Raw genomic sequence first — 23,153 nt, 5'->3', positions numbered from 1 at the left:
CACAAACAACAGGGCCGCGGGTTTTTCAACCCGCGGCCCTGTGCATTCCGGTGGTATCAGGGCACCAGGTAGCCCTTGACCCCGGTAAAGATGATTTGCGCCGCCAAGGCACACACGAACAAACCCATCAACCGGCTGACAATCTGCAACCCCTGATCGCCCAGAATCCGCTCGATGCGGTTGGACAGATAAAGCACCACCCCCACCGTGAAACTGGCCAGGGCAATGCTGAGGATGGCGGTGAGCTTGTCGTCCCAGTGTGGCTGGCTCACGCCCATCACCAGTAGCGCACCGATGGTGCCGGGGCCGACCGTCAGGGGGATGGTCAGCGGCACGATCGTCACGTCTTGCTGCACGTTGTCGGTCTGTACCGCGGACTTGCCTTGGGCCATGCCCAGCGCCGAGATGAACAGCACACTGCCGGCGCCAATGCGGAACGCATCCACTGTGATCCCGAACACACTGAAAATCACTCGCCCGAACAGGTACAGCAAAACGCTGGACACCAGCGTCGCGACGGCCACTTTCCAGGCCAGACGGCGTTGTTCCTTGCGCGAGTAGCCACGGGTCAGGCTGATGAAACAGGACAACACGAAGAACGGGCTGTAGAGCACCAGCATCTTCAGGTAAACGCTGAACAACACGTGGAGCATGGTCGGAGCCCGCAGCGATGGAAGTGGCTGGGAGTCTATCAGGCGCCGGGTCGTCTGTCGGCTTGGCAAGCCCGATTGGATTTCCATCATGCAACCTCGCTTGTTGATTAACGTTAACGGGTATTTCTAATGATTGGTGAGGTTGTTAGTTGTTATTTTTGGGGTTTTTATTAGTTGTTTGTTTTAAATAAAATGAAGTTACAGGTGCGAGCTTGTTAAGTGTTTGTTGGTTGGGTAGTTTGTTTCGTGAGTCCGGGATGGACTCTAATTTAAATAAGGGAATATTATGAATATCGAATCCAATGCCGTTGTAACCCTGGTTGATCGTCTTGAGCGACTGAGCGCTTATGATGTCGCTGTTGATGAGGTTTTTATTGCGCCACGTGGTCTTTCAGTTAATGCACCTCGACTGGTGGCGGAAGTGCAAGCACCTACACGTGCTTCTATTGTAGGTGATGCGATTCTGGCTTTTGTTTCGGGCATGAGTCCGCAGAATCAGGCCGATGTTCAACACGCTTATCTGTTTGCTTCGCTAGTGGCGAACAAAAAATATCCGCGTGATGAGCAGAGTAAAGAGTGGTATCAGCAGTTTCTTCAAGTGATGCAGGATTGCGGCTGGAACATCCTGAGCCGGTACTACGACAGCGTTTCGGCTTCTGGCAAGAGCCTCAAGGTAGACCAACTGGCGCTGAAAATTTTGGGTTCGGCCGTGGCCGCAGCCGCGGTTCCGGGACCTACCTCGGTGCTGATGCTCAAAGTGGCGGGCGATGCCATCGCGGCTCTGCAAACCAGTGACAAGCCGCTTCAAGTCTTTGACCGAAACACCGCCGAGTCTGGCACCGGTGGTGTGGGCGTTGCGTCTTGCCTTGAAACGCCACAGGGTGAAGTGATCATGGCGCTGGGCGTGGTGCGCTTTATCAAGCGTGCCAATCAAACCAGGGTTCTGTTTATAGATTGGGACGCCAGCAAGGTTGACCTGTATCGAGGCGAATGCCAGATGGTGATGGTTCCTTCGATTACAGCGCGCACTCGAAACATGATCCTCGATAAATTGGGTGATCGTGCGCAGAGCAAAATCGAAGAATACGAGATCTAATACCGTGTCCTGTATGGCGGCTACTGTGTAGTCGCCATTTATGAAAGTTATAGGAAAGTCATATGAGTGAAAGTTATTCGGCTTTTGTAAGCGCCGGGGCGGTTGTTTTGCTGTCGCCTGATATGACCGTGCAAGAGCGTCAGGATGTTTTAAATTCAACACTGTTTGCGCAGTTGGTGGCTGACAAAAAGTACCCCGGTTCGCGCAATGCAAATGGGTGGTATGAACGTTATCAGGAGGTCTTGAAGGATAGTTGGTTGCAGCGAACAGCGGCCTGGCACGACTGGTCGCTTAAGGCAGATTCAAACCTCACAGTGGCGGACTGGGTTAACAATCAATTGGCGCAGTCAGTTCCTCAAACCGTGTCGTCCCCGGCCGTGCAAGCCTTGAACATCATGGCAGAGCTGCCTGACGCACACCCGGCTATTGAGCTACTGCAAAAAAACGTCCTGAAAAATAGTGAAGAGCACCCTTCGAAAATAACGTTCGGCTGCCAGGTTAGCGTGCTCGTCATTCTGGCGCAGCGAGGCCCGACCCTGAATAGCGTCTACTTGGCGTTTGAAAGTGCAGCGTCAGTTGCGTCGAATCCGCTGAAGCAGGTCCTTTCCCTGGATAACGTGAAAGGCAATATTGTGCTGAAGCGCTTGCAGGCTGACTTGTCAGATGCACTCTACCGGCCCGTTCGCGAGCGGATCGTCAAAAAACTGGGCGATAAGGCGTCGCAAAATATTCTTGAGGTTTTAGAACCTGCAAAGAATGAGTCGCCTCCGAGTTCTGAGGCGCATTGATGAATCACGACAAGTTTCAAAGCAGCCAACAAGCATTCAGTGGCGGCAATATCCCGGATGCTGCCGTCGTGGGTGGGAGTGTCGTGTCATTCAGTGCCGGTATGTCTTCCCAGGATCGAGAGGACATTTATCTGAGCAACCTGTTTGCGCAAATGGCTACCCGTTCGGCTTATCGGGACGGACTGGTCGGCAATTGGTTTGATTACTACAGGAACAAACTCCGGTTCCTGGGATGGGATTCGGCGAGCCCTGTCCGCCCGGTGCCGGTGACCGCAGCGTTTATGGCTGACAACGTTTGCCAGCAGATATCGCATTCGTTCGGCGAGCGTTTTTCGAGCCCGGCCAGTCATGCCTTTGAGTCCCTCAGACGCAACCCCATTGCGCTGGATGGTTTTGAAGGGGCCAGCTTGTCACGGGACAGTGGTCTCTTTCAGATCATTCCCTGCGTCCAAAGTCGCCCTGGGAAAATCGAAATAGCCCTTTATCACAAGCAGTTCAGCACTCGCAGGAGTGGGTCACGGTTTTTGTACTGGCCGATGGACGACATCGTGAAAACCAGTGAGGAACAAATGGCGCTGGTTACTTTCAGTACGCTGCATTACGCCACGTTCAGGGAGAAAGTTGCGGCGGCCGTTCTCAGTGAGTCCATGCGCAATTTGCACGCCCTGGAGATTTGAGCCGCGTCGCCGAGTACGCAAAGGGCTAGAAAGGGCTCAGGACGTTTGCGTCGTGACACGGTTTTGCTGATCACGCTGAGCCACCCAGTGCTCGATCAACTCGCGCAACTGCGACAGCTCGACCGGTTTGGCCATGTGTCCGTCCATACCAGCCTGTCGCGCGCGCTCTTTATGCTCGGCGAGAATATGTGCGGTCAGCGCTACCACCGGCGTGCGAATCCGCTGATTGCCAACTTCCCACGCGCGCAATTGCTGGGTGGCGGAGAAACCGTCGAGAATCGGCATTTCGCAGTCCATCAACACCAGGTCGTAGCGCTGGGCCTTCATCGCCTGCAAGGCTTCTTCGCCGTTGCTGGCGGTGTCCGGTTGCAGGTTGAGCTTGCCCAGCATGCCGCGAATGACCTTGGTCGAGATGCTGTTGTCTTCGGCCACCAGGATGCGGAAATCGCTGGGCACCTTGACCGGCAGGGGCGGGCCGGAGGGCAGGTGATGCGACACGGCCAGGCCTTTGTTGCGCTGGTTCAGCTCGTCCGCCAATGTGGTCTTGAGGGTGTAGCCGGCCACCGGTTTGGCGAGGATGCGCTTGATCCCCGAGTTGCGTGCAATGATCTTGCTCGGCGCATTACTGATGCCGGTGAGCATGATCAACAGAATGTCGTGGTTGAGGCTCGGGTCTTCCTTGATCTTGGCCGCCAGTTGCATGCCGGTCATGCCGGGCATGTTCTGGTCCAGCAGGACCACGTCGAAGTAGTCACGCAAATGAGCCTTGGTGCGCAATAGCGCCAAGGCTTCCTTGCCGGAAGGCACCGCGCTGACATTCAAGCCCCAGGCGCTGCACTGTTGTACCAGCACTTTGCGGCAGGTGTCGTTGTCGTCCACCACCAGTACGCGCGCGCCTTGCAACGGGCTGTCGAGGTCGGAAGTCGGGTGTTCGAGACGGTCGGGGTCCAGCGGCAAGGTCAGCCACAGGGTGCTGCCCTGATTGGCGCCGCTTTTGATCCCGAACTCACCTTGCATCAGGCGGATCAGTTGGCGAGCGATCACCAGCCCCAGATTACCGCCCAGGCGAGTGGCCGACAGGAAGTGTTTGCTGTGCAGTTCGGCGTGCATCAGCGCATCGCGCTCTTCGGGTTCCATCGGCACGCCGCTGTCCTGCACGGCGATGCGCAGGCGTGGTTTGGCGCTGCGTTCGTCGAGGGCGACGACAATCAGGATCTCGCCTTCGTCGGTTTTTTTCAGGGCGTTTTCCAGCAGGCTCAGCAGGGTCTGACGCAAACGGGTTGGGTCACCGCTGATCACCCGTGGCACTTGCGGCTGGATAAAACTGATCAGCTCGACGTTTTGCTGTTCGGCCTTGGCGCGGAAAATACTCAGGCAATCTTCGATCAGGGCATTGAGGTCGAATTGCACGTCGTCCAGTTCAATCTGCCCGGACTCGAGCTTGGAGATGTCGAGAATCTCGTTGATCAGGGTCAGCAGTTCGTTGCCAGCGCTGTGGATGGTCTGCACGTAATCACGTTGCTTGACCGACAATGGCGTGCCCAGCAGCAGTTCGGTCATGCCCAGTACGCCATTCATCGGCGTGCGGATTTCATGGCTGATCTTCGCCAGGAATTCAGCCTTGGCGTTGATCTCGGCATTGCTGGCCGCCAGGTCGCGGCTGACGCTGAAACGGTCTTCGGTGATGCTGCGCTGGCGCTCGCCCAGAGCGATGCTCATCAACAGGCCGCTGATGCAGATGAACGCCAGCAGGGTGATGATCAGGCCTTGCGGTGCCACCAGGGTCAGCCCCAGCAGTGCCGGCAGGATGATCAGCGCGCCGATGTTGAACACCACCATGGCGGCGACGAACAGCCGGGCCGGACGATAGCCTTTTTGCCAGTGGTAACCGCTGACGAACAACATGCTCAGGCCCGCGAGTGCGACCAGGACGTAGGTGATGATGTTCAGCGGCAGGGTGTTGACGAACAACAGCAGCAGCCCGGCGACCACCGTGAACAGGATGTCGCCAAGCAGCAGCTTGTTCAGTGGGTGCGGGCCCAGCGGGGCAAAAAAGCGGTAGGCGAACATCAGGCCGCACGGTGCCGTCAGCAACAGGGCGAGGTAGGCACCGGGAGTCTGGATGGCGTGCCAGTTCGGCAGCCATGGCCCGGCCAGGTTCAGCAGCAGAACCAGACTGAGCAGCAGCAGAAACTCGCAGGCCGCCAGCCAGAGGCTGCTGCGCGAACGGGTGTAGGCGTAACGAACGACGTTGTGCAGGATCAGCATGCCGATGCAGCCGAACAGTAGGCCGTAGATCAGCGTGAGGTTCTGATTGGCCGCCGTCATCACCGCCGATTGCAGGGTGATGTAAGGCCGCAGCTGGTGCTCGGAAACCAGTCGCAAGTAAACGTCGAGGGTTTTATCGCTTTGGGGCAGCGGCAACATGAAGTCGCTGCTGGGCAGTGGCCGCTCAGCCTGAGGCTGCTGGGTGCCGGTGTTCAGTTGCTCGATCAGCTTTTCGCCGTCCAGCACATACAGATTGAGGTGCGACAGGTCGGGGGCGAACACGCGCAGCACTTGTTCGTGCTTGCCGGGGGCCAGCCTGAAGCGCAGCCATAACGCGCCGTCGGGCTCGGCGGCCGTGAGGCGGTCGAGTTCGATGGGGCTGAATTGATTGGTGAAGCGCGTGGAGCGGATATCGCTCAGTTGCAGGTCGCCCTGTTCGTCGAGCAAAACCGACCAGCCACTGCCTTGCGCGGCTTGGGCCGGGAGCATGCAGAGCAAGGTCAACAGAGTGACGGTAAGACCTATGGCAATCCTGAGCCAGCGCACGGCGAAATCCCTTCGTAGGTTGATGCCAGAATATAACTATGCGCGGCGCCGGAATAGTCCGGCAAGGGCATCACGCCCTTGCCTGGCCGAATGGAGGGCTTATTCCTGATTTTCGCCACGCTCGCGGGCAATGGCGCGGTAGCCGATGTCCTTGCGATAGAAGCAACCTTCCCAATCGATCTTGGCTGCCAGCTTGTAAGCTTGCTGCTGGGCAGCATCAACACTGGTACCCATCGCCGTAGCGCACAGCACCCGACCACCGGCCGTTACAACCTGACTGTCCTTGAGCGCAGTGCCAGCGTGGAAGACTTTGCCTTCCAGACCGGCGGCTGCGTCCAGACCGTTGATCGCCACGCCTTTGGCGTAGTCACCAGGATAGCCGCCGGCGGCCAGCACGATGCCGACGCTTGGACGTGGATCCCATTGTGCTTCGACTTTGTCCAGGGCTTGCGCCAGGGCCGCTTCGACCAGCAATACCAGGCTCGACTGCAAACGCAGCATCACCGGTTGGGTCTCAGGGTCGCCGAAACGGCAGTTGAACTCGATAACTTTTGGGTTACCGGCTTTGTCGATCATCAGGCCGGCATACAGGAAACCGGTGTAGACGTTGCCTTCGTCAGCCATGCCACGCACGGTTGGCCAGATCACCAGGTCCATGACACGTTTATGGACTTCGGCTGTTACGACCGGGGCAGGGGAATAGGCACCCATACCGCCGGTGTTCGGGCCGGTGTCGCCGTCGCCGACGCGTTTGTGGTCCTGGCTGGTGGCCATCGGCAGTACGTTCTTGCCGTCGACCATGACGATGAAGCTGGCTTCTTCGCCGTCCAGGAACTCTTCGATCACGACGCGCGAACCGGCTTCGCCGAAAGCGTTGCCCGCCAGCATGTCGCGCACGGCGTCTTCGGCTTCAGCCAAAGTCATCGCGACGATCACGCCTTTACCGGCGGCCAGGCCATCGGCCTTAATCACGATCGGTGCGCCTTTCTCACGCAAGTAAGCCAGGGCCGGCTCGATCTCGGTAAAGTTCTGGTAGTCGGCAGTCGGGATCTTGTGGCGAGCCAGGAAGTCCTTGGTGAACGCTTTCGAACCTTCCAGCTGAGCAGCGCCAGCGGTCGGACCGAAGCAATCGAGGCCGCGCGCGCGGAACAGATCGACGACGCCGGCAACCAATGGCACTTCCGGACCGACGATGGTCAGGGAAACGTTTTTCTCGGCGAAATCCGCAAGTTGCTCGAGGGCGAGCACGTCGATGGCGACGTTCTCGCACTTGGCTTCAATGGCGGTGCCGGCGTTGCCCGGAGCAACGAAAACCTTCTGCACGCGCGGATCCTGAGCCACTTTCCAGGCCAGGGCGTGTTCACGGCCACCGCTGCCAATGATCAAAACATTCATTTCAAAAACCTCGGATGACGCTAATTCTGGAGGCAGCACTGAAGCTGCTTTTCTGTGGGAGCGGGCTTGCTCGCGAAGACGACGGCACATCCAGCATCAATGTGACTGAAAGACCGCTTTCGTGAGCAAGCCCGCTCCCACAGTTGATCGAGTTAATCAGTGACGGAAGTGGCGCATGCCGGTGAATACCATGGCGATGCCGGCTTCATCAGCTGCAGCAATCACTTCGTTATCACGCATCGAGCCGCCTGGCTGGATCACCGCAGTGATGCCGACCTTGGCCGCGTTGTCCAAGCCGTCGCGGAACGGGAAGAACGCGTCGGAGGCCATTACCGAGCCTGCCACCTGCAAACCGGCGTGTTCAGCCTTGATCGCAGCGATGCGGGCGGAGTTCACGCGGCTCATCTGGCCTGCGCCGACACCGATGGTCTGACGGTTCTTGGCGTAGACGATGGCGTTGGACTTAACGTACTTGGCGACTTTCCAGGCGAAAATCAGGTCGTGGATTTCCTGTTCGGTCGGGGCACGCTTGGTCACGACTTTCAGGTCATCAGCGCTGATCATGCCGATGTCGCGGCTCTGTACCAGTAAACCGCCGTTGACGCGTTTGTAGTCCCAGGCAGCGGCGCGGTCAGTCGACCACTCGCCGCAGGTCAGCAGGCGCACGTTGGCTTTGGCTGCCACGATGGCGCGGGCTTCTGCGCTGACGGATGGGGCGATGATCACCTCGACGAACTGACGCTCGACGATGGCCTTGGCGGTTTCAGCATCCAGTTCGCGGTTGAAGGCGATGATGCCGCCGAACGCGGATTCGGTGTCAGTGGCGTAAGCCAGTTCGTAGGCCTGACGGATGCCGCCTTCGGCGTCCGGGCTTACGGCGACGCCGCATGGGTTGGCGTGCTTGACGATCACGCAGGCCGGCTTGACGAAGCTCTTCACGCATTCCAGCGCGGCGTCGGTGTCGGCCACGTTGTTGTACGACAGCTCTTTGCCTTGCAGTTGGGTTGCGGTGGCAATACCGACTTCGGCAGGTTTGGCTTCCACGTAGAACGCCGCGCTCTGGTGCGGGTTCTCGCCGTAGCGCATTTCCTGAGCCTTGACGAACTGGCTGTTGAAGGTGCGCGGGAACTCGCTGCGACCTTCGGTGCTGAGAGTCTCAGCAGCCTGGTTCACGGTGCCCATGTAGTTGGCGATCATGCCGTCGTAGGCAGCGGTGTGTTCGAAGGCCTTGAGCATCAGGTCGAAACGCTGAGCGTAGGTCAGGCCGCCGGCCTTGAGGCCGTCCAGCACGTTGGCGTAGTCGCTGGCGTTCACCACGATGGCCACGTCTTTGTGGTTTTTTGCTGCCGAGCGGACCATGGTCGGGCCGCCGATGTCGATGTTCTCGATCGCGGTCGGCAGGTCGCAGCCTGGCTTGTTGATGGTGGCTTCGAACGGGTACAGGTTGACCGCAACCAGGTCGATCGGCTTGATGCCGTGCTCGTTCATGATCGCGTCGTCGATACCGCGACGACCGAGGATCCCGCCATGGATTTTCGGGTGCAGGGTCTTGACCCGACCGTCCATCATTTCAGCGAAACCGGTGTAATCCGCGACTTCCACTGCGGCAACACCGTTGTCGCGCAGCAGCTTGAACGTCCCGCCGGTGGAGAGGATCTCGACGCCCAGGGCTTCGAGCTCCTTGGCGAATTCGAGGATCCCGGTCTTGTCAGAGACGCTGATCAAGGCGCGGCGGATCGGCAGGCGGGTAGTCTGGTCGGTCATTTCAATTTCCATCAAAAGCAAAGGAGTCAGCAAAAAAGGCGACCGGTTTTACGCGGGCGCCTTTCTGGTTTGATTGAATGCTTACAGCAAATCGTACTGCTTGAGTTTCTTGCGCAGCGTGCCCCGGTTCAGCCCGAGCAGCTCGCTGGCCTTGGTCTGGTTGCCCTTGACGTAGTTCATCACGCACTCGAGCAGGGGAGCCTCGACTTCGGAGAGCACCAGGTTGTACACATCCGTGACGGCAGCGCCCTCAAGGTGGGCGAAATAATTGTGCAGCGCCTTCTCGACACTCCCGCGAAGGGTCTGACCTTCTTCGCTCGGCGTATTGAGGTGCTGTTTCAAATTCACGTTGTCGCTCACGGGTGTTGTTCCACTCACTAAAGTCTCGGTCATCATCGTCATGCGGCCACCCCTTCTCCGTCCCCTGTCAGGCTCTTGTAACGCTCGGCGAAGAACTCCCGAACGTTGGCGCATTGTGTTTCCGTACCATCCAAACGATTGAAGTGGGCGCGGAACTCCCTGGCGCCCGGCAGGGTTGCGAGATACCAGCCCACATGCTTGCGAGCAATGCGTACGCCCATCACGTCTCCATAGAAGGCGTGCAGCGCGGCCAGATGCTCAAGCAGAATACGTTCCACCTCGATCAGCTCCGGCGCCGGCAATTTTTCGCCAGTACGCAGGAAATGGTCGATCTCACGAAAAATCCATGGCCGCCCTTGGGCTGCCCGGCCTACCAATAGGCCATCGGCACCGGTCGCGTCGAGCACGTACCGGGCCTTCTCGGGTGAATCGATATCGCCATTGGCGAAAACCGGGATCGACACCGCCTGCTTGATCGCGGCAATGGTGTCGTACTCGGCCTCGCCGGTGTACAGGTCGGCACGGGTGCGGCCATGGACCGCCAACGCCGTAATACCTGCCTGTTCGGCAATCTTCGCCACGGTCAGGCCGTTCTTGTTGTCCCGGTCCCAGCCTGTGCGGATCTTCAGGGTGACCGGCACATCAACCGCAGCCACCACGGCCTGCAGGATCTCGGTCACCAATGCTTCATCTTTCAACAGCGCCGAACCGGCGGCCTTGTTGCAGACCTTCTTCGCCGGACAGCCCATGTTGATATCAATAATCTGTGCGCCCAGTTCCACGTTGGCCCGGGCCGCATCCGCCAGCATCTGCGCATCACCGCCGGCGATCTGTACCGAGCGTGGCTCGGGATCACCTTCGTGGATCATGCGCATCCGCGATTTGCGGGTGTTCCACAAGCTCATGTCGCTGGTGACCATTTCCGAGACTACAAGCCCTGCGCCCAGTCGCTTGCACAGCTGACGAAAGGGCTGGTCGGTGACACCCGCCATGGGGGCGAGAATCAAGCCGTTGTGCAATGTATATGGACCGATGCGTACCGCCGACATAGGACTTCCCTGTTGTGGGGCCGGATCATGAGAGTTCGAAAAAGGGTTGGCATGATACCCGCTCTCGATGACTGGATAAAGGCTGAATTGAACAAAATCTGAACAGTTATTCTGTTATCGCCAGCGGTTTGGTCCGTACAGGCAAAGTCAGAAAACCGCCGTCAATCCCTGAGCACTGAAGCGTTTCACTCGGGCGAATGGAAGCTCAGGCTGTAGTTCACCGCTTTAGGGCCTGGATCGAGGATATCCAGCGCGATGTGGATCGGCGTTTGCGGGGGCATTTCCGCCAGGCCTTCGAGGTCGCCGTTGAGGTACTCGCCGGGCTTGAAGCGACGGCTGGCAATCAGGTGGCCGTTGAGGTCGGCAAAGCGCAACTCCAGCAGCGGAAAGGGCTGGGAGAAGGCCGCGCGGTTATAGATGATCGCATCCACCACCAGTGCCCCGCTGAAATCAGGATGGCTGCGCACCACCAGGTTGCTGCTTTTGATTTTGGCGATGTCAACTTTGGACGGCACCGTGCAGCCGAGTTGCGGGCACAACTCCTGGAACCACGGACGGTATTGATCCTGACGGGCCAACTCGTCGAAATGGTAAGCGACGTATTGCCCGACGAGGGCGCCGGCGCCCAGCAGGATCAGCAACAGCCAGAAAAACCGGCGGCCCCAGGGCGAGCGGCGTTTCTGCCAGTCCAGTTGCAGCGGGTCGTCAGTCAGGTCTTGCAAGGCTTCGTCACGTTCGGTCGCCTCGCTGCGTTCGTGTCGCTTGCGCAAGGGGGCAATCGGGGGCAGGTCGTCGTCAGTTGTATCGGTGGCTGACAGATGATCATGGCGTAGGGGCATGTCGAGTGGATCATTCAGGCGCAGTTGCGGCACCTGGGGCTCGTCGTCCAGATCAACCGGTTCCAGTGAGAACGAAGGTTCAGTGCGCGAGTGCTTGCCCGGGTCTGTCTGCGATTCCCGTTGGTCGGCTTCGACGGCCTGGGCGCGATCAGCCGCCGATTCGCTGAAGAGGCTGTCGGACCAGGGTTCATCCTCGTGCTCGACAGAGTCGCGGCGAGCACTGAGGCCGTTTTCACGGTGCCGGCCAAACTCCGTGGTCGGCTGTATTTCCCGATGTTCGAGCCGGGCGAGCTCCTGGTCCAGGTCAAGGCTGTCCAGATCCATCTCGGCGGCGGACCACTGCTTTTGGCTGATCGCCCGCTGTGCCGGCGGCTCGACGATGGCCGGGGCGACCGGTTTGACCGATTCCTGGCCGGCCCGTTGCTCAAGCAGTTGCTTGGCGGCGTTGAACACCTGCAAGCAGGAGCCACAGCGAACCACTCCACGGGCCACGCTCAATTGAGCGTGGCTGACGCGGAAGCTGGTTTGGCAATGCGGGCACTGGGTGACGAAGCTGTCGGTCATGCGGCGATCCGGATTATGCAGGTGCTCATTCTAGCGCCGACGGCCAGTGATGCGCACCCAGCCATCGCGATTGGCAATCGGGTCCAGATCGAAGTCTTGAGCGTAGGCCTTGGCGACGTCTTCACCTTGCTCGGCGAGGATGCCCGACAGCGCCAGACGGCCGCCCGGCTTGACCAGGCTGGACAGTTGTGGGGCCAGGGACACCAGCGGGCCGGCCAAAATGTTGGCGACCAGCACGTCGGCCTGAACCTGCGGCAGGTCTTCTGGCAGATACAGCGGGAACAGCGCTTCGGCAATGTTGTTGCGCCCGGCGTTGTCGCGGGAGGCTTCCAGCGCTTGCACGTCGATGTCGGTGCCGACGGCTTCCTTGGCGCCCAGCAGCAGGGCGGCAATTGCCAGAATCCCCGAGCCGCAGCCGAAATCCAGCACGTTGCAGTCCTTCAGGTCCTGGCCATCGAGCCATTCCAGGCACAGCGCGGTGGTCGGGTGGGTGCCGGTGCCGAACGCCAGGCCCGGGTCCAGCAGCAGGTTCACGGCGTCAGGTTCGGGCGCGGCGTGCCAGCTCGGGACAATCCACAGGCGCTCACCGAAACGCATTGGCTGGAAACCGTCCATCCAACTGCGTTCCCAGTCCTGGTCTTCGATGATTTCGCTGTGATGCTCGGGCAGTGGACCGCCGGTCAGCAATTCCATGTGGGCCAGCACGCTGGCGGCTTCGGTGCCGTCCTCGAACAGGGCCAGCAGATGGGTGTGGGACCACAGCGGCGTGGTGTTGAGTTCCGGTTCGAAGATCGGCTGATCTTCAGCGTCCATGAAAGTCACCGATACGGCGCCGACTTCAAGGAAAGCGTCTTCGTAGGTTTCGGCTTGTTCTGGGCTGATGGCGAGACGGACTTGCAGCCAAGGCATGGCGGGCACCTTTGAAAAATATTGATTGCAGCCTAGCGGGCTGCGAGAAGCGCGCAAGTTTACGCGAGCGCGCGGCAGAAGACGACCAACTCGACAGGGTTCGCAGGTGAACGAATAACCTGTGGCGAGGGAGCTTGCTCCCGCTGGAGCGCGAAGCGGTCCCGAAATGGCAGATGCGGTTCTGCCTGGCACAGCCGCGTTGAATGGTTTTGCGGTTGCTGCGCAACCGAGCGGGAGCAAGCTCCCTCGCCACAGTGGAGAGGTGTGCGGCAATCTCCAGAAACAACAAAGCCGCTTGAAAGCGGCTTTGTTGGTCTGGATCACATCTTAATGCTGACTCATCGCATTATTGCCTTTACGCCATTGCAGGCCTTTGCTGGTCAGGCGATAGCGTTGCAGGCGGCTGTTAGGTTGTCCTGGTAATGTCATTTCAAGGACTTCGGCAGCGATGGCCGGCAATATGTAAGCCTTGCGGAAGTGGTCAGCGTTTTTCAGAGTCATAGCGGTTTGTAGTTCTTGCCTGCTCATTTCACCTTCCACGACTTTCAGCAGTGCAGCGACTTCCATGGTGACTTCCATGGTGACTTCCATGGTGACTTTTCCTGTCCTTGTTTCTGTACTTCGTGTCAGTGGGTGCGCTGGCAACCGTACGACGTATGAAATCCGTTCATCGTCCGTTTCAAATAGTGGAGCGGGTGAACCATTGACGGCCATGACCTTGAGGATTTTGGGAATGCCTGTCGAGCGGCCTTCAGTCAGGTCCAGTTCTTTCAGGAACTCGCCAATTCGCCGGTTACGGTAGCGACGGCTCACGGCGCGGCCTGTTCGCAGGTCCTCCATTCGAATCGAGCGGTCTGGTCCCGGAAAGCTCAATATCACCAATTCTTCCTGACTGATGCGGACCTCGATAGGCTCGCGCTCCTCATAGGATCGATGGTAGACCGCGTTGACCAATGCCTCTTCAATCGCCGTGAAAGGGAAGTTCCAGGCTCGCGTGGCCTGCGCGCGGTCTGGGTGTTTGATCACCGTTTCATGTAGAAAATTGCGCTGGATATAGGCCAAGGCCTCGCGGGTAATGGTGGCCAAAGGGCCCTTGAAGATTTTTTCGTCAAAGCGATCTCCATCAGCACCTTCGGGAAACCACAGCACATCAATTTGTGTCCCGGGAAAGAACCGCTCAGGGGCGCTACTGAAGAACATCAAGCCTACGTTCTTGGGCCATGGCGATTCGGTCGGGCCGCCCACGATGTTCATTTGGCGGCCCAGCGCCTCAATAGGCAGGTTGTCAGCATCTTTTGCGAGGGCGCTGCCAATCTCTTGCAGAAAGCTTTGCATTAACGGTTTGGACAGATCGCTGACGCGAGCGCTCAGGTTGAAGCGATCATCGAATGGAACCTTGGCAGCAAGGCTCAAGAGTTCCTGCTCGACTTCGCCCTTGGCCTCGACTGTGCTGCTGTAGCGACGGATGTAGTAGTGCAGGCTTCTGTGTTTGGCTGTCACTGCGGTCGGGGCTTTATAGGGGCGATTTTGCCCGCCCGGTGCCCACAGTACGATTAGCTTGCGGCCTTCGACCTCTTCCACACTCAATACTGGAAAATAGGCGGGCTGAATTGATTGGCAAGCCGCCAGTAGTTCGAGTTGGATCTTGTCGAGTTGCTGATCGGCAAGGCCTCTCGGAGGAAAGATCGGCTGACCGTTGTCGTCACACTCCTGCCCAATCACCACATAACCACCGCCCAGGTTTTCAAAGTCATTGGCAAAGGCGCAGAGCGTACGAATGATCGGGTCGGGGTTCCAGCCGGTTTTGTATTCGATTCGTTCACCCTCGACTGTCCGCTGGCGCAGCAGATCATTGAGGTTGATGGGTAACTTTTGAGGCATGGGCAGGCTCTGGTTCGTCAGCGTTGCGCTGATCAGAGGGCGATTATAGTCAGCCCGGACAGGCCAGTGCCTGCCAGTTAAGCGCCATAGGGAGCAGATGAAACCTTCAGAAACAACAAAGCCGCTCGAAAGCGGCTTTGTTGGTTCGGATCACATCTTAATGCTGAGCAGCCAGCTTGTGTTCCAGGTAGTGGATGTTGACTCCGCCTTTGCAGAATTCTTCATCACGGACCAGATCGCGGTGCAGCGGGATGTTGGTCTTGATCCCGTCGACAACGATTTCGTCCAGCGCATTGCGCATGCGCGCCATGGCTTCGTCACGGGTTGCGCCGTAGGTGATCAGCTTGCCGATCAACGAATCGTAGTTCGGCGGAACAGCATAGCCACTGTACAGGTGCGAATCGACGCGAACGCCGTTGCCGCCTGGAGCGTGGAAATGCTTGACCGTGCCTGGGCTTGGCATGAAGGTTTTCGGGTCTTCGGCGTTGATCCGGCATTCCAGCGCGTGACCGCGGATGACGACGTCATCCTGGGTGAACGACAGCTTGTTGCCAGCGGCGATGCTGAGCATCTCCTTGACGATGTCGATGCCGGTAACCATTTCCGAAACCGGGTGCTCAACCTGAACGCGGGTGTTCATTTCGATGAAATAGAACGCGCCGTTCTCGTACAGGAACTCGAAAGTGCCCGCGCCACGGTAGTTGATGTCGATGCATGCCTTGACGCAGCGTGCGAGGACTTCAGCCCGTGCCTTCTCGTCGATGCCCGGTGCTGGCGCTTCTTCGAGAACCTTCTGGTGACGACGTTGCAGCGAGCAATCGCGGTCGCCCAGATGGATGGCGTGGCCCTGGCCGTCGGAAAGAACCTGGACTTCCACGTGACGTGGGTTGGTCAGGAATTTTTCCAGATAGACCATCGGGTTGCCGAACGCCGCGCCTGCTTCGGTGCGGGTCAGTTTTGCGAAAGAAATCAGGTCTTCTTCTTTATGCACAACGCGCATGCCGCGACCACCACCGCCGCCAGCGGCTTTGATGATCACCGGGTAACCGACTTCGCGACCAATGCGCAGAGCGGTTTCTTCGTCTTCCGGCAGTGGACCGTCAGAGCCCGGAACGGTTGGAACACCAGCAGCGATCATGGCGTGCTTGGCCGATACCTTGTCGCCCATCAGGCGAATGGTGTCGGCTTTCGGGCCGATGAAGGCGAAGCCGGAATTCTCGACCTGTTCGGCGAAATCGGCGTTTTCCGCGAGGAAACCGTAGCCTGGGTGAATGGCGGTAGCGCCAGTCACTTCAGCAGCGGCGATAATCGCAGGGATGTGCAGGTAAGACTTTGCAGCCGATGCCGGACCGATGCAGACGGATTCGTCCGCCAGACCCAGGTGCATCAGCTCTTTGTCAGCCGTGGAATAAACGGCGACGGTCTTGATGCCCATCTCTTTGCAGGCACGCAGGATCCGCAGGGCGATCTCACCGCGGTTGGCGATCAGAACTTTTTCCAACTTCGCAGTCATCAAAGTCTCTCCGCGGTTCAAACGATGGTGAACAGCGGTTGGTCGTACTCAACCGGCTGGCCGTCTTCGACGAGGATGGATTCGATCACACCGCTGGTTTCAGCTTCGATGTGGTTCATCATCTTCATGGCTTCGACGATACACAGGGTGTCGCCTTTCTTCACGGTCTGGCCAACTTCAACGAAGGACGGCGAGGACGGGGAAGATTTGCGATAGAAGGTGCCGACCATAGGCGAACGGGCAACGGTGCCGTTCAGAACAGGTGCGGCTGGAGCTGCAGGAGCGGCAGCAACGGGAGCTGCAGCAACTGGCGCAGGCGCCGGAGCGTGCATCGGAGCCGGAGCGTAGTACTGCTGAGCCGGGGTCTTGCTGTGACGGCTGATGCGTACGGACTCTTCGCCTTCCTTGATCTCGAGCTCGTCGATGCCGGACTCTTCCAGCAATTCGATTAGTTTCTTAACTTTACGGATATCCATGAATCATCAACTCCCAAGGGTCGGTCAGGGGCGTATAGCTTGTTGTTCAAGCTGTTCCAGGGCAGCCTCCAGGGCCAGTCGATAACCGCTGGCGCCAAGGCCGCAGATCACTCCCACCGCTACATCGGAGAAGTAAGAGTGATGGCGGAAAGGTTCGCGTTTGTGCACGTTAGACAAATGCACTTCGATGAATGGGATGCTCACCGCCAGCAGCGCGTCACGTAATGCGACACTTGTGTGCGTAAAAGCTGCTGGGTTGATCAAAATGAAGTCCACACCTTCGCCACGTGCGGCGTGGATGCGGTCGATCAATTCATACTCGGCGTTGCTTTGCAGGTGCAGCAAATGATGACCGGCTTCACGGGCACGGCGTTCCAGGTCCTGGTTGATCTGCGCCAGTGTCGTAGCGCCATAGGTGCCCGGCTCGCGGGTGCCGAGCAAGTTCAGGTTGGGTCCGTGCAGAACCAGTAGCGTCGCCATCTGCTGTTCCTTGTTATCTGTGTGCAATTGTCAGAACCCGGCGACTATGCCGCAAAGCCTTTGTGACTGTCCAGTTCTATGCAATAGCCAGCACGATGGCCGATGTTTGCGCGAAATATGTGACCGAGTGATTAAATCCGGTCATTTGCTTTCGCAACACGTTCGGCGAAGTCCGTGGCATTGATCTCGCCAATCACCCGCACATCGGCGCGTTCGACGCCGTCCGGGCCGAAAAACATCAGCGCCGGTGGACCGAAAAGCGTGTACCGGTCGAGCAGGGTGCGCTGTTCTGCATTGCTGGCGGTGATGTCGAAGCGAATCAACCGATAACCCTTGAGGCGTTCGACGACTTTCGCGTCGTTGAGCACTTCGTGTTCGATGACTTTGCAACTGATGCACCAGTCGGCGTACCAGTCCAACAGCAGCGGGGTGCCCGAGGCTTTGGCTTCGGCGAGGACGCGGTCCAGGTCGGCCGGGGTACTGACGGTTTGCCAGGCGCTGTTGCTTTGCGGCTGATTGCCGGTGGCAACGACGGCGGTTCTGCCGAGTGGATTCAGCAGGTCGCTCTGGCCGCTGAAAGCGCCGTACCAGCACGCCATGGCATAAAACAGCAGAAACAGGCCGAGCAATTGGCCAAGACGTTTTCTCGGCGGTTTATAAACAAACTCCAGCGCGCCGAGAAACAAGCCGACGCCGCCCAACAGCAAACCGACCAGCAACAACGTCACCTGGCCCGGCAACACGCGGCTCAGAAGAGCGATCGCCAATGCGAGCAGCAGCACCCCAATGGCGTTTTTTACATAAACCAGCCACGGGCCACTTTTCGGTAACCATGCCGCGCCACCAGTCGCCACCAGCAACAGTGGCGTGCCCATGCCCAGACCGAGCAAGAACAGTTTCAACCCGCCGCCAAAGGCATCGCCGCTTGCGCTGATATACAGCAATGCACCGGCCAGTGGCGCCGAAACGCAAGGTGAAACCAGCAGGCTGGAAACCACGCCGAGCACCGCTGCGCCCCACAGTGAGCCACCTTCGGTGCGACCGGCGATGTGGTGCAGTCGATGGCTGATGGCGTGGGGCAACTTGAGCTCGAACACGCCAAACATCGCCAGCGCAAACACCGCAAAAAACGTCGCGAACGGCACCAGAACCCAAGCCGATTGCAGGCGCGCCTGAAGATTGAGCTGCGCGCCGAACATTCCCATCAGTGCGCCGAGCAGGGCGAAGCAGGCCGCCATCGACAGCACGTAAGCCAGGGACAAGTTGAAACCACGCACCCCGCCAACCTGGCCGCGCAACACGACGCCGGAGAGGATCGGCAGCATCGGCAATACGCAAGGGGTAAACGTCAGGCCGATACCGGCGAGGAAGAACAGCGCCAGTTCGCGCCAGCTCCAGTTCGCTGTCGTGGTGGCGACCTTGTCGGCGACAACCTTGTCGTTGCCTTCAATGCTCAACCGCTCGGTTTCGGGCGGGTAGCACAGGCCTTTATCCGCGCAGCCTTGATAGGTCACTGCCAGGGTAAATGGGCGTTGATTGGTGCGCGGCAACTCTACATCGAGAATCCCGTGGTAAACCTCGACATCGCCGAAGTACTCATCGTGCTTTTTTTCACCGTCGGGCAGTTGCGCTGCGCCCAGGCCGACATCGGCCGGATCGGCGCGAAACTGAAAGCGGTGGCGGTAGAGGTAGTAACCCTCGGTGGCGACGAAGCGCAGCTTGATCGACTGCGGCGTGCTTTCTACCAGGCTTAATTGAAAGGCTTCGCGCACCGGCAGGAAATCGGCGCTGTTGTTGATCGAACCCAGCGTGGAGCTGGGCCGATTGTCCAGCAACCCGGTGGCAGAGGCCGGCAGGGCGAGCACTAAAAGCAGCAGGCAGAGCAAACGGCGCATGACAATCTCGCGAATCGGAAGTGGGGGCATGATAGCGGACAGTCGGAGGGAGTGCAGGCCTGGGGTTTTGTGGTGTTTGTTCTGGCGCCTTCGCGAGCAAGCCCGCTCCCACAGGAGGACGCATTCCTAATGTGGGAGCGGGCTTGCTCGCGAAGGCGATCTATCAGACGCGGAAGGCTTGAACGGCTGTGTGCAGTCGCCCACCCAACACCAACAAATTCTCCCCTTGCTCACGCCCTTCACCGATACGAAGCAAGTTATCCCCACCCAACTGGTGAATCCGCTCACTGTGATCACGGATCTCGCTGACGGCGCCGCTTTGCTGGGCCGTGACATCGGCAATGCGCACCGCCGTGTCGGCAATGGTCTGGATCGCCCCGACGATTTTATCCAGCGCTCCATCAGCGTCTTGAGCCTGATTGGCAGTGGCTTCGGCGTGCTCGACCTGGGCGCGCATGCCTTCCACCGATTGCCGTGCCGCGGTTTGCAGGCCGGCGATCAAGGTCTGGATCTCTGCCGTGGCGCCAGCGGTGCGTTGCGCCAGCGAACGCACTTCTTCGGCCACCACCGCAAAACCTCGACCCATTTCCCCGGCCCGGGCCGCTTCGATGGCGGCGTTCAGGGCCAGCAGGTTGGTCTGGTCGGCAATCGAACGGATCACTGTCAGCACGCCGCCGATGGTCGCGGACTCTTCAGCGAGGTGTTCAATCATCTGCGCGTTGCTTTGTACTTCGCCCACCAGCGCATGCAGCCCGGTGAGGCTCAGGCCGATGACTTTCTGGCCATGCTCGACCGCCAATCCTGCGTTGCGACTGGCATCTGCAGCCTGGCTGGCGTCGCCGGCCACTTGTTGAATGGTGGCTTCCAGCTCACCGAGGGAATCGCGGATCAACGCCGTGTCGCCGGCCTGATGTTCAGCGCCAGTGTGCAAGTCGTTGCTAAGCTCGGCCAATGTCCGACTGCTGCCGGCCACTTGTTCGGCATTGAGGCGAATGGTCCCCACCAAATCCACCAGATAGGCGCGCAATCGGTTGAGCGAAGCCTGGATGTCATGCAACTCGCGGTTGGTCTTGCCCAACTGAATGTCCTGGCTGAAGTCGCCCTCGGCCCAGGTCGACAGCGCCGGCGCCAGGTTGGTCAGGGTTCGGGCCAGGCGTCGTTGCAAGGTGTCGATCAACAGCGCGATCAGCAGAATCAGGCCGATCATCAGCCCTTGCATCAATCGCACTTCGCCCTGGATCTGCCCGTGCTGGGCGCGCACCACCGGTTCCAGCCCGGCGATGGCCTGCTGCACGGCGGTGATTTTCAGGTGTGTCGCGGCGCTCAGGTCGGCGCGCTTCTGGATTTGATCGCGGGTGCGCGCAAGCTCAGCCGGGTAGCGCGTGAGCAGGCTGTTGAGTTCGCGCTTGAGGCCGACCCCGGCATCTTCGGTCGCGGCTTTTTCGGTGTTTTCCAGGCCCATCATCGAGGCGAAATCGTCGGTGCTCGACTCCGTGCTGGCGGCCACGCCGAGCAGCGGCAAGGCATCCAGTTGCGTCGCTTGGGCGCGGATGCTGGCGACTTCTCGCTCGACATCGGCAGCCAGTTCGCTGCGACCGCTGCTGACCAGTTTGTCCCGGGCCAGGGACAGTTTGCCCAAGTGCTGGGAGGCGGCGAGCAGCGGCGTCAGATAGGTTGCATTGGTGCTGGCGTATTGGCTGAGCTGGTCGAGGCTGGCGCCCAACTCCCGTTCGGCCTGGAGCAACAGCGCCTGCGGATCCCCCGCGAGTTTGCCGGCGGCCAGCAGGTCGGACTTGCTGAATTCTTCAAGGCTGGACAGGCTCGGGCGCAACGTGTCGGCCAATGCCGGGGGCAGTTCGGTGAGTTCTTTTTGTAAGCCGTCGATGGCCTGGCTGGCACTGCTCAGGCGCAGGGCATCGCCGCTGGACAGATAATCCTCGACGTTACGCGCCACTTCATTTTGAAATTGCTGGGACAGTCCCAGGTAGCGCTCCATCAACAGATAGGGCCGCTCCAGGGCTTTTTGCGACCACCATAGCGTGGCACCGAGGGCGACGCACACGGCGACCAGCAGGAGGGTATTGAGGTTGGTCAGCAGCTTCAGGCGCATAACGGGTCTACCAACGGCAGAATGGTAAGCGCCTGAATTTATTGCGTTTGTATTACAGCGTTATGACCGAATCGGTGGATTCCGATGAAAAAGTGGCACTTTGCTTTGACTCCCGCGCTGCTTGCACGCGATTGCGTCCGGCGTCCTTGGCGCGGTACAGCGCCTCGTCCGCCTGGCTGGCCATCATCAGGCTGTCGGAATCTTCGCGCAGCTCGACCACGCCAGCGCTGAACGTGCACCAAAGGTCTTGCGGCTGGGCCGGATAGTGAATCTCGGCAAAGCGCTGACGGATTTCGTCGAGCACCTTGTGCGCTGATTCGACATCAGTGTCCGGCATGACAATCGCGAACTCTTCGCCGCCGTAACGGCCAATGAAATCGGTCTTGCGAAGTCGCTGCTTGAGGAACAGCGCCAGGCTCTTGATCACCCGGTCGCCCATGGGGTGGCCGTGGCTGTCGTTGACCCGTTTGAAGTGGTCGATGTCGAGCATCGCAAAGCTCAGCGGCTTGCTCTCGCGGCGGGCGCGGAACGAGCAGTCTTCGAGCAATTGCAGAATGTGGGTGTGGTTGTACAAACCGGTGAGGCTGTCGCGGACCATCCGCGCTTTCAGGTTGCGTGCCCGGGCCGCGCGGTTGCGCACGGTGGTGATCAGGTGCCGCGGCTTGATCGGTTTGGTCAGAAAGTCGTCGCCACCCTCGCTCATGGCGTCGAGTTGCTTGTCCAGGTCGTCTTCGGCCGACAGGTAAATGATCGGCACGCTGACGTAACGGTCGTTATGGCGGATCACTTTGGCCAGTTCGGTACCGGTGCAGGCCGGCATGTACATGTCGAGGATGATCAGGTCGGGCTGGAAGTCCGCCAGTTCAGCCATGGCCTGGATCGGCTCGATCAGCGTGCGCGTGACAATGCCGGCGCTGTTGAGCAGACGCTCGGTGTGCAAGGCCTGGGCGCGGGAGTCGTCGATGATCAGCACTTTATACGGTTCGTACTGGGCAACGCAGGTCAGGACTTCGATCTTCTCCAGCAGGCTCGAGGCTTCGAGGGTGCCGGTGAGGAATTCCTGGCCACCGGCGCGCACGGCGGCGAGGCGGGTAGGGGTGTCGGTTTCGTGCAGGCTGAAGAACAGCAGCGGCAACGGTTCATCGAGACCAACCTGGGCTTCGGCGGCCAGTTTCAAGCCGATGCCCGGGCCGCTGAAGTCCACGTCCATGACAATCGCCGCCGGCAGTCGCTCGACCATCGAGGAGCGAAACGCCGACACACTGTCCAGCGACTGGGCGCTGAGCCCGAAGAATTCCAGTTGCTTGGCCAAGCGTTCGGCACGATCGTGATCTTGCAGCATCACGTAGATTGGCTTGCGCAGTGGCGGCAGGAAGGTTTGGTCCAGTTGGTCGCCGTGACGCAGGCCGGTGCGGGACAGGCGCTGCATCAAACGGTTGAGGTCAGTGATCAGGCCGCTGCTCAGGCGTCCGCGATTAGCATCGACCGCCTCCAGCGACTGGCCGATGTGGCGCGCCAATTGCGAGTGTTCCGGTTGTTCAAAGCGTTCGGCAAAGCGCAGCAGGCGCAGGTTGGCCTCGCTCAGCTCGGACAAATCGGTAGTGGACCACTCGCTGCGTTGCAGGCGCTGCCATATCTCAAGAATTTGACGTGCCTGATGAATTACCCGCTGGGCAAAGTGGTGCTTGAGGCGCTCACGGCTGGGGTCTTCTGGCTCGGTCATATCCTGACTACTAGTTAGGGTGCATGCTGAGATCGACTGGTGGCTCTATGCTAGCACCTCTTTTCAGTCACATCAGTGTCGTATGTCAATAATCTGCAAAGCGACATCATTCAGTTTCTGACCGACTGGTCGCATAGGCTCGAAGGCTATGCTTCATTTATAGTGTC

At 59.2% G+C, this 23,153-nt stretch carries 18 protein-coding genes; 3 read left to right on the top strand and 15 right to left on the bottom strand.

Annotated features, from left to right (window positions below):
• Nucleotides 1–56: 56 nt before the first annotated feature.
• A complete protein-coding gene (locus AC1MEW_RS34085) occupies nt 57–653 on the bottom strand; it encodes a MarC family protein (protein ID WP_054044032.1) in 597 nt (198 codons plus the stop codon).
• Between the two features lie 286 nt (nt 654–939).
• Between AC1MEW_RS34085 and AC1MEW_RS34080 the strand changes: the two genes are divergently transcribed.
• The 3 genes from AC1MEW_RS34080 to AC1MEW_RS34070 all read left to right on the top strand — a co-directional run bounded on the left by AC1MEW_RS34080 (nt 940) and on the right by AC1MEW_RS34070 (nt 3,214).
• On the top strand, nt 940–1,749 hold the full coding sequence (locus tag AC1MEW_RS34080; protein ID WP_480425069.1) for a hypothetical protein: 810 nt from the start codon (nt 940–942) through the stop codon (nt 1,747–1,749).
• A gap of 62 nt (nt 1,750–1,811) precedes the next feature.
• Nucleotides 1,812–2,537 carry a hypothetical protein gene (locus tag AC1MEW_RS34075; protein WP_480425067.1) on the top strand — a complete coding sequence of 242 codons (726 nt, stop codon included), beginning with the start codon at nt 1,812–1,814 and terminating at the stop codon, nt 2,535–2,537.
• The gene (locus AC1MEW_RS34070) at nt 2,537–3,214 is read left to right on the top strand and encodes a hypothetical protein (protein WP_322270434.1); all 678 of its coding nucleotides are present in this window, start codon (nt 2,537–2,539) and stop codon (nt 3,212–3,214) included. Before AC1MEW_RS34075 ends, AC1MEW_RS34070 begins: the two co-directional genes overlap by 1 nt.
• 36 nt (nt 3,215–3,250) lie before the next feature.
• Here AC1MEW_RS34070 and AC1MEW_RS34065 read toward each other — a convergent pair whose 3' ends face one another.
• The 14 genes from AC1MEW_RS34065 to gcbA all read right to left on the bottom strand — a co-directional run bounded on the left by AC1MEW_RS34065 (nt 3,251) and on the right by gcbA (nt 22,986).
• Nucleotides 3,251–6,028 carry a response regulator gene (locus AC1MEW_RS34065; protein ID WP_201255459.1) on the bottom strand — a complete coding sequence of 926 codons (2,778 nt, stop codon included), beginning with the start codon at nt 6,026–6,028 and terminating at the stop codon, nt 3,251–3,253.
• Between the two features lie 99 nt (nt 6,029–6,127).
• Entirely contained in the window at nt 6,128–7,423 is a 1,296-nt protein-coding gene (gene purD / locus AC1MEW_RS34060) for a phosphoribosylamine--glycine ligase (RefSeq protein ID WP_480425066.1), read from the bottom strand.
• A gap of 156 nt (nt 7,424–7,579) precedes the next feature.
• Complete coding sequence (gene purH / locus AC1MEW_RS34055; protein WP_201200240.1) at nt 7,580–9,187, bottom strand: bifunctional phosphoribosylaminoimidazolecarboxamide formyltransferase/IMP cyclohydrolase; 1,608 nt, start codon at nt 9,185–9,187, stop codon at nt 7,580–7,582.
• Between the two features lie 81 nt (nt 9,188–9,268).
• Nucleotides 9,269–9,589 carry a DNA-binding transcriptional regulator Fis gene (fis, locus tag AC1MEW_RS34050; RefSeq protein ID WP_007907419.1) on the bottom strand — a complete coding sequence of 107 codons (321 nt, stop codon included), beginning with the start codon at nt 9,587–9,589 and terminating at the stop codon, nt 9,269–9,271.
• Nucleotides 9,586–10,596: a tRNA dihydrouridine synthase DusB gene (gene dusB / locus AC1MEW_RS34045; RefSeq protein ID WP_123510800.1), complete on the bottom strand. Its 1,011-nt coding sequence runs from the start codon at nt 10,594–10,596 to the stop codon at nt 9,586–9,588. The genes fis and dusB overlap by 4 nt, the downstream gene beginning before the upstream one ends.
• A 185-nt stretch (nt 10,597–10,781) precedes the next feature.
• Nucleotides 10,782–11,999: a DUF3426 domain-containing protein gene (locus AC1MEW_RS34040; protein ID WP_201255460.1), complete on the bottom strand. Its 1,218-nt coding sequence runs from the start codon at nt 11,997–11,999 to the stop codon at nt 10,782–10,784.
• Nucleotides 12,000–12,029: 30 nt separating this feature from the next.
• Nucleotides 12,030–12,908, bottom strand: a complete 879-nt coding sequence (prmA, locus tag AC1MEW_RS34035) for a 50S ribosomal protein L11 methyltransferase (protein WP_201200246.1) — start codon at nt 12,906–12,908, stop codon at nt 12,030–12,032.
• 327 nt (nt 12,909–13,235) lie between these two features.
• Nucleotides 13,236–14,789 carry a Fic family protein gene (locus tag AC1MEW_RS34030; RefSeq protein WP_480425062.1) on the bottom strand — a complete coding sequence of 518 codons (1,554 nt, stop codon included), beginning with the start codon at nt 14,787–14,789 and terminating at the stop codon, nt 13,236–13,238.
• A 157-nt stretch (nt 14,790–14,946) separates the two neighbouring features.
• The gene (gene accC, locus AC1MEW_RS34025; protein ID WP_201200248.1) at nt 14,947–16,302 is read right to left on the bottom strand and encodes an acetyl-CoA carboxylase biotin carboxylase subunit; all 1,356 of its coding nucleotides are present in this window, start codon (nt 16,300–16,302) and stop codon (nt 14,947–14,949) included.
• 17 nt (nt 16,303–16,319) lie between these two features.
• Nucleotides 16,320–16,778, bottom strand: a complete 459-nt coding sequence (gene accB / locus AC1MEW_RS34020) for an acetyl-CoA carboxylase biotin carboxyl carrier protein (RefSeq protein ID WP_140669630.1) — start codon at nt 16,776–16,778, stop codon at nt 16,320–16,322.
• Between the two features lie 24 nt (nt 16,779–16,802).
• Nucleotides 16,803–17,258 (bottom strand): type II 3-dehydroquinate dehydratase, encoded by a 456-nt coding sequence (gene aroQ, locus AC1MEW_RS34015; RefSeq protein ID WP_007947649.1) that lies wholly within the window; start codon nt 17,256–17,258, stop codon nt 16,803–16,805.
• Between the two features lie 131 nt (nt 17,259–17,389).
• Nucleotides 17,390–19,153 (bottom strand): protein-disulfide reductase DsbD, encoded by a 1,764-nt coding sequence (locus AC1MEW_RS34010; RefSeq protein WP_480425059.1) that lies wholly within the window; start codon nt 19,151–19,153, stop codon nt 17,390–17,392.
• Between the two features lie 163 nt (nt 19,154–19,316).
• Nucleotides 19,317–20,360 carry a methyl-accepting chemotaxis protein gene (locus AC1MEW_RS34005; protein ID WP_480427390.1) on the bottom strand — a complete coding sequence of 348 codons (1,044 nt, stop codon included), beginning with the start codon at nt 20,358–20,360 and terminating at the stop codon, nt 19,317–19,319.
• Nucleotides 20,361–21,315: 955 nt separating this feature from the next.
• Nucleotides 21,316–22,986 (bottom strand): diguanylate cyclase GcbA, encoded by a 1,671-nt coding sequence (gene gcbA / locus AC1MEW_RS34000; RefSeq protein WP_201200250.1) that lies wholly within the window; start codon nt 22,984–22,986, stop codon nt 21,316–21,318.
• Nucleotides 22,987–23,153: the final 167 nt, after the last annotated feature.

The organism is Pseudomonas sp. ASL4, from assembly GCF_056680395.1.
The sequence above is the reverse complement of the archived record's forward strand: the minus strand, read 5'-3'. Positions and strand labels throughout refer to the sequence as shown.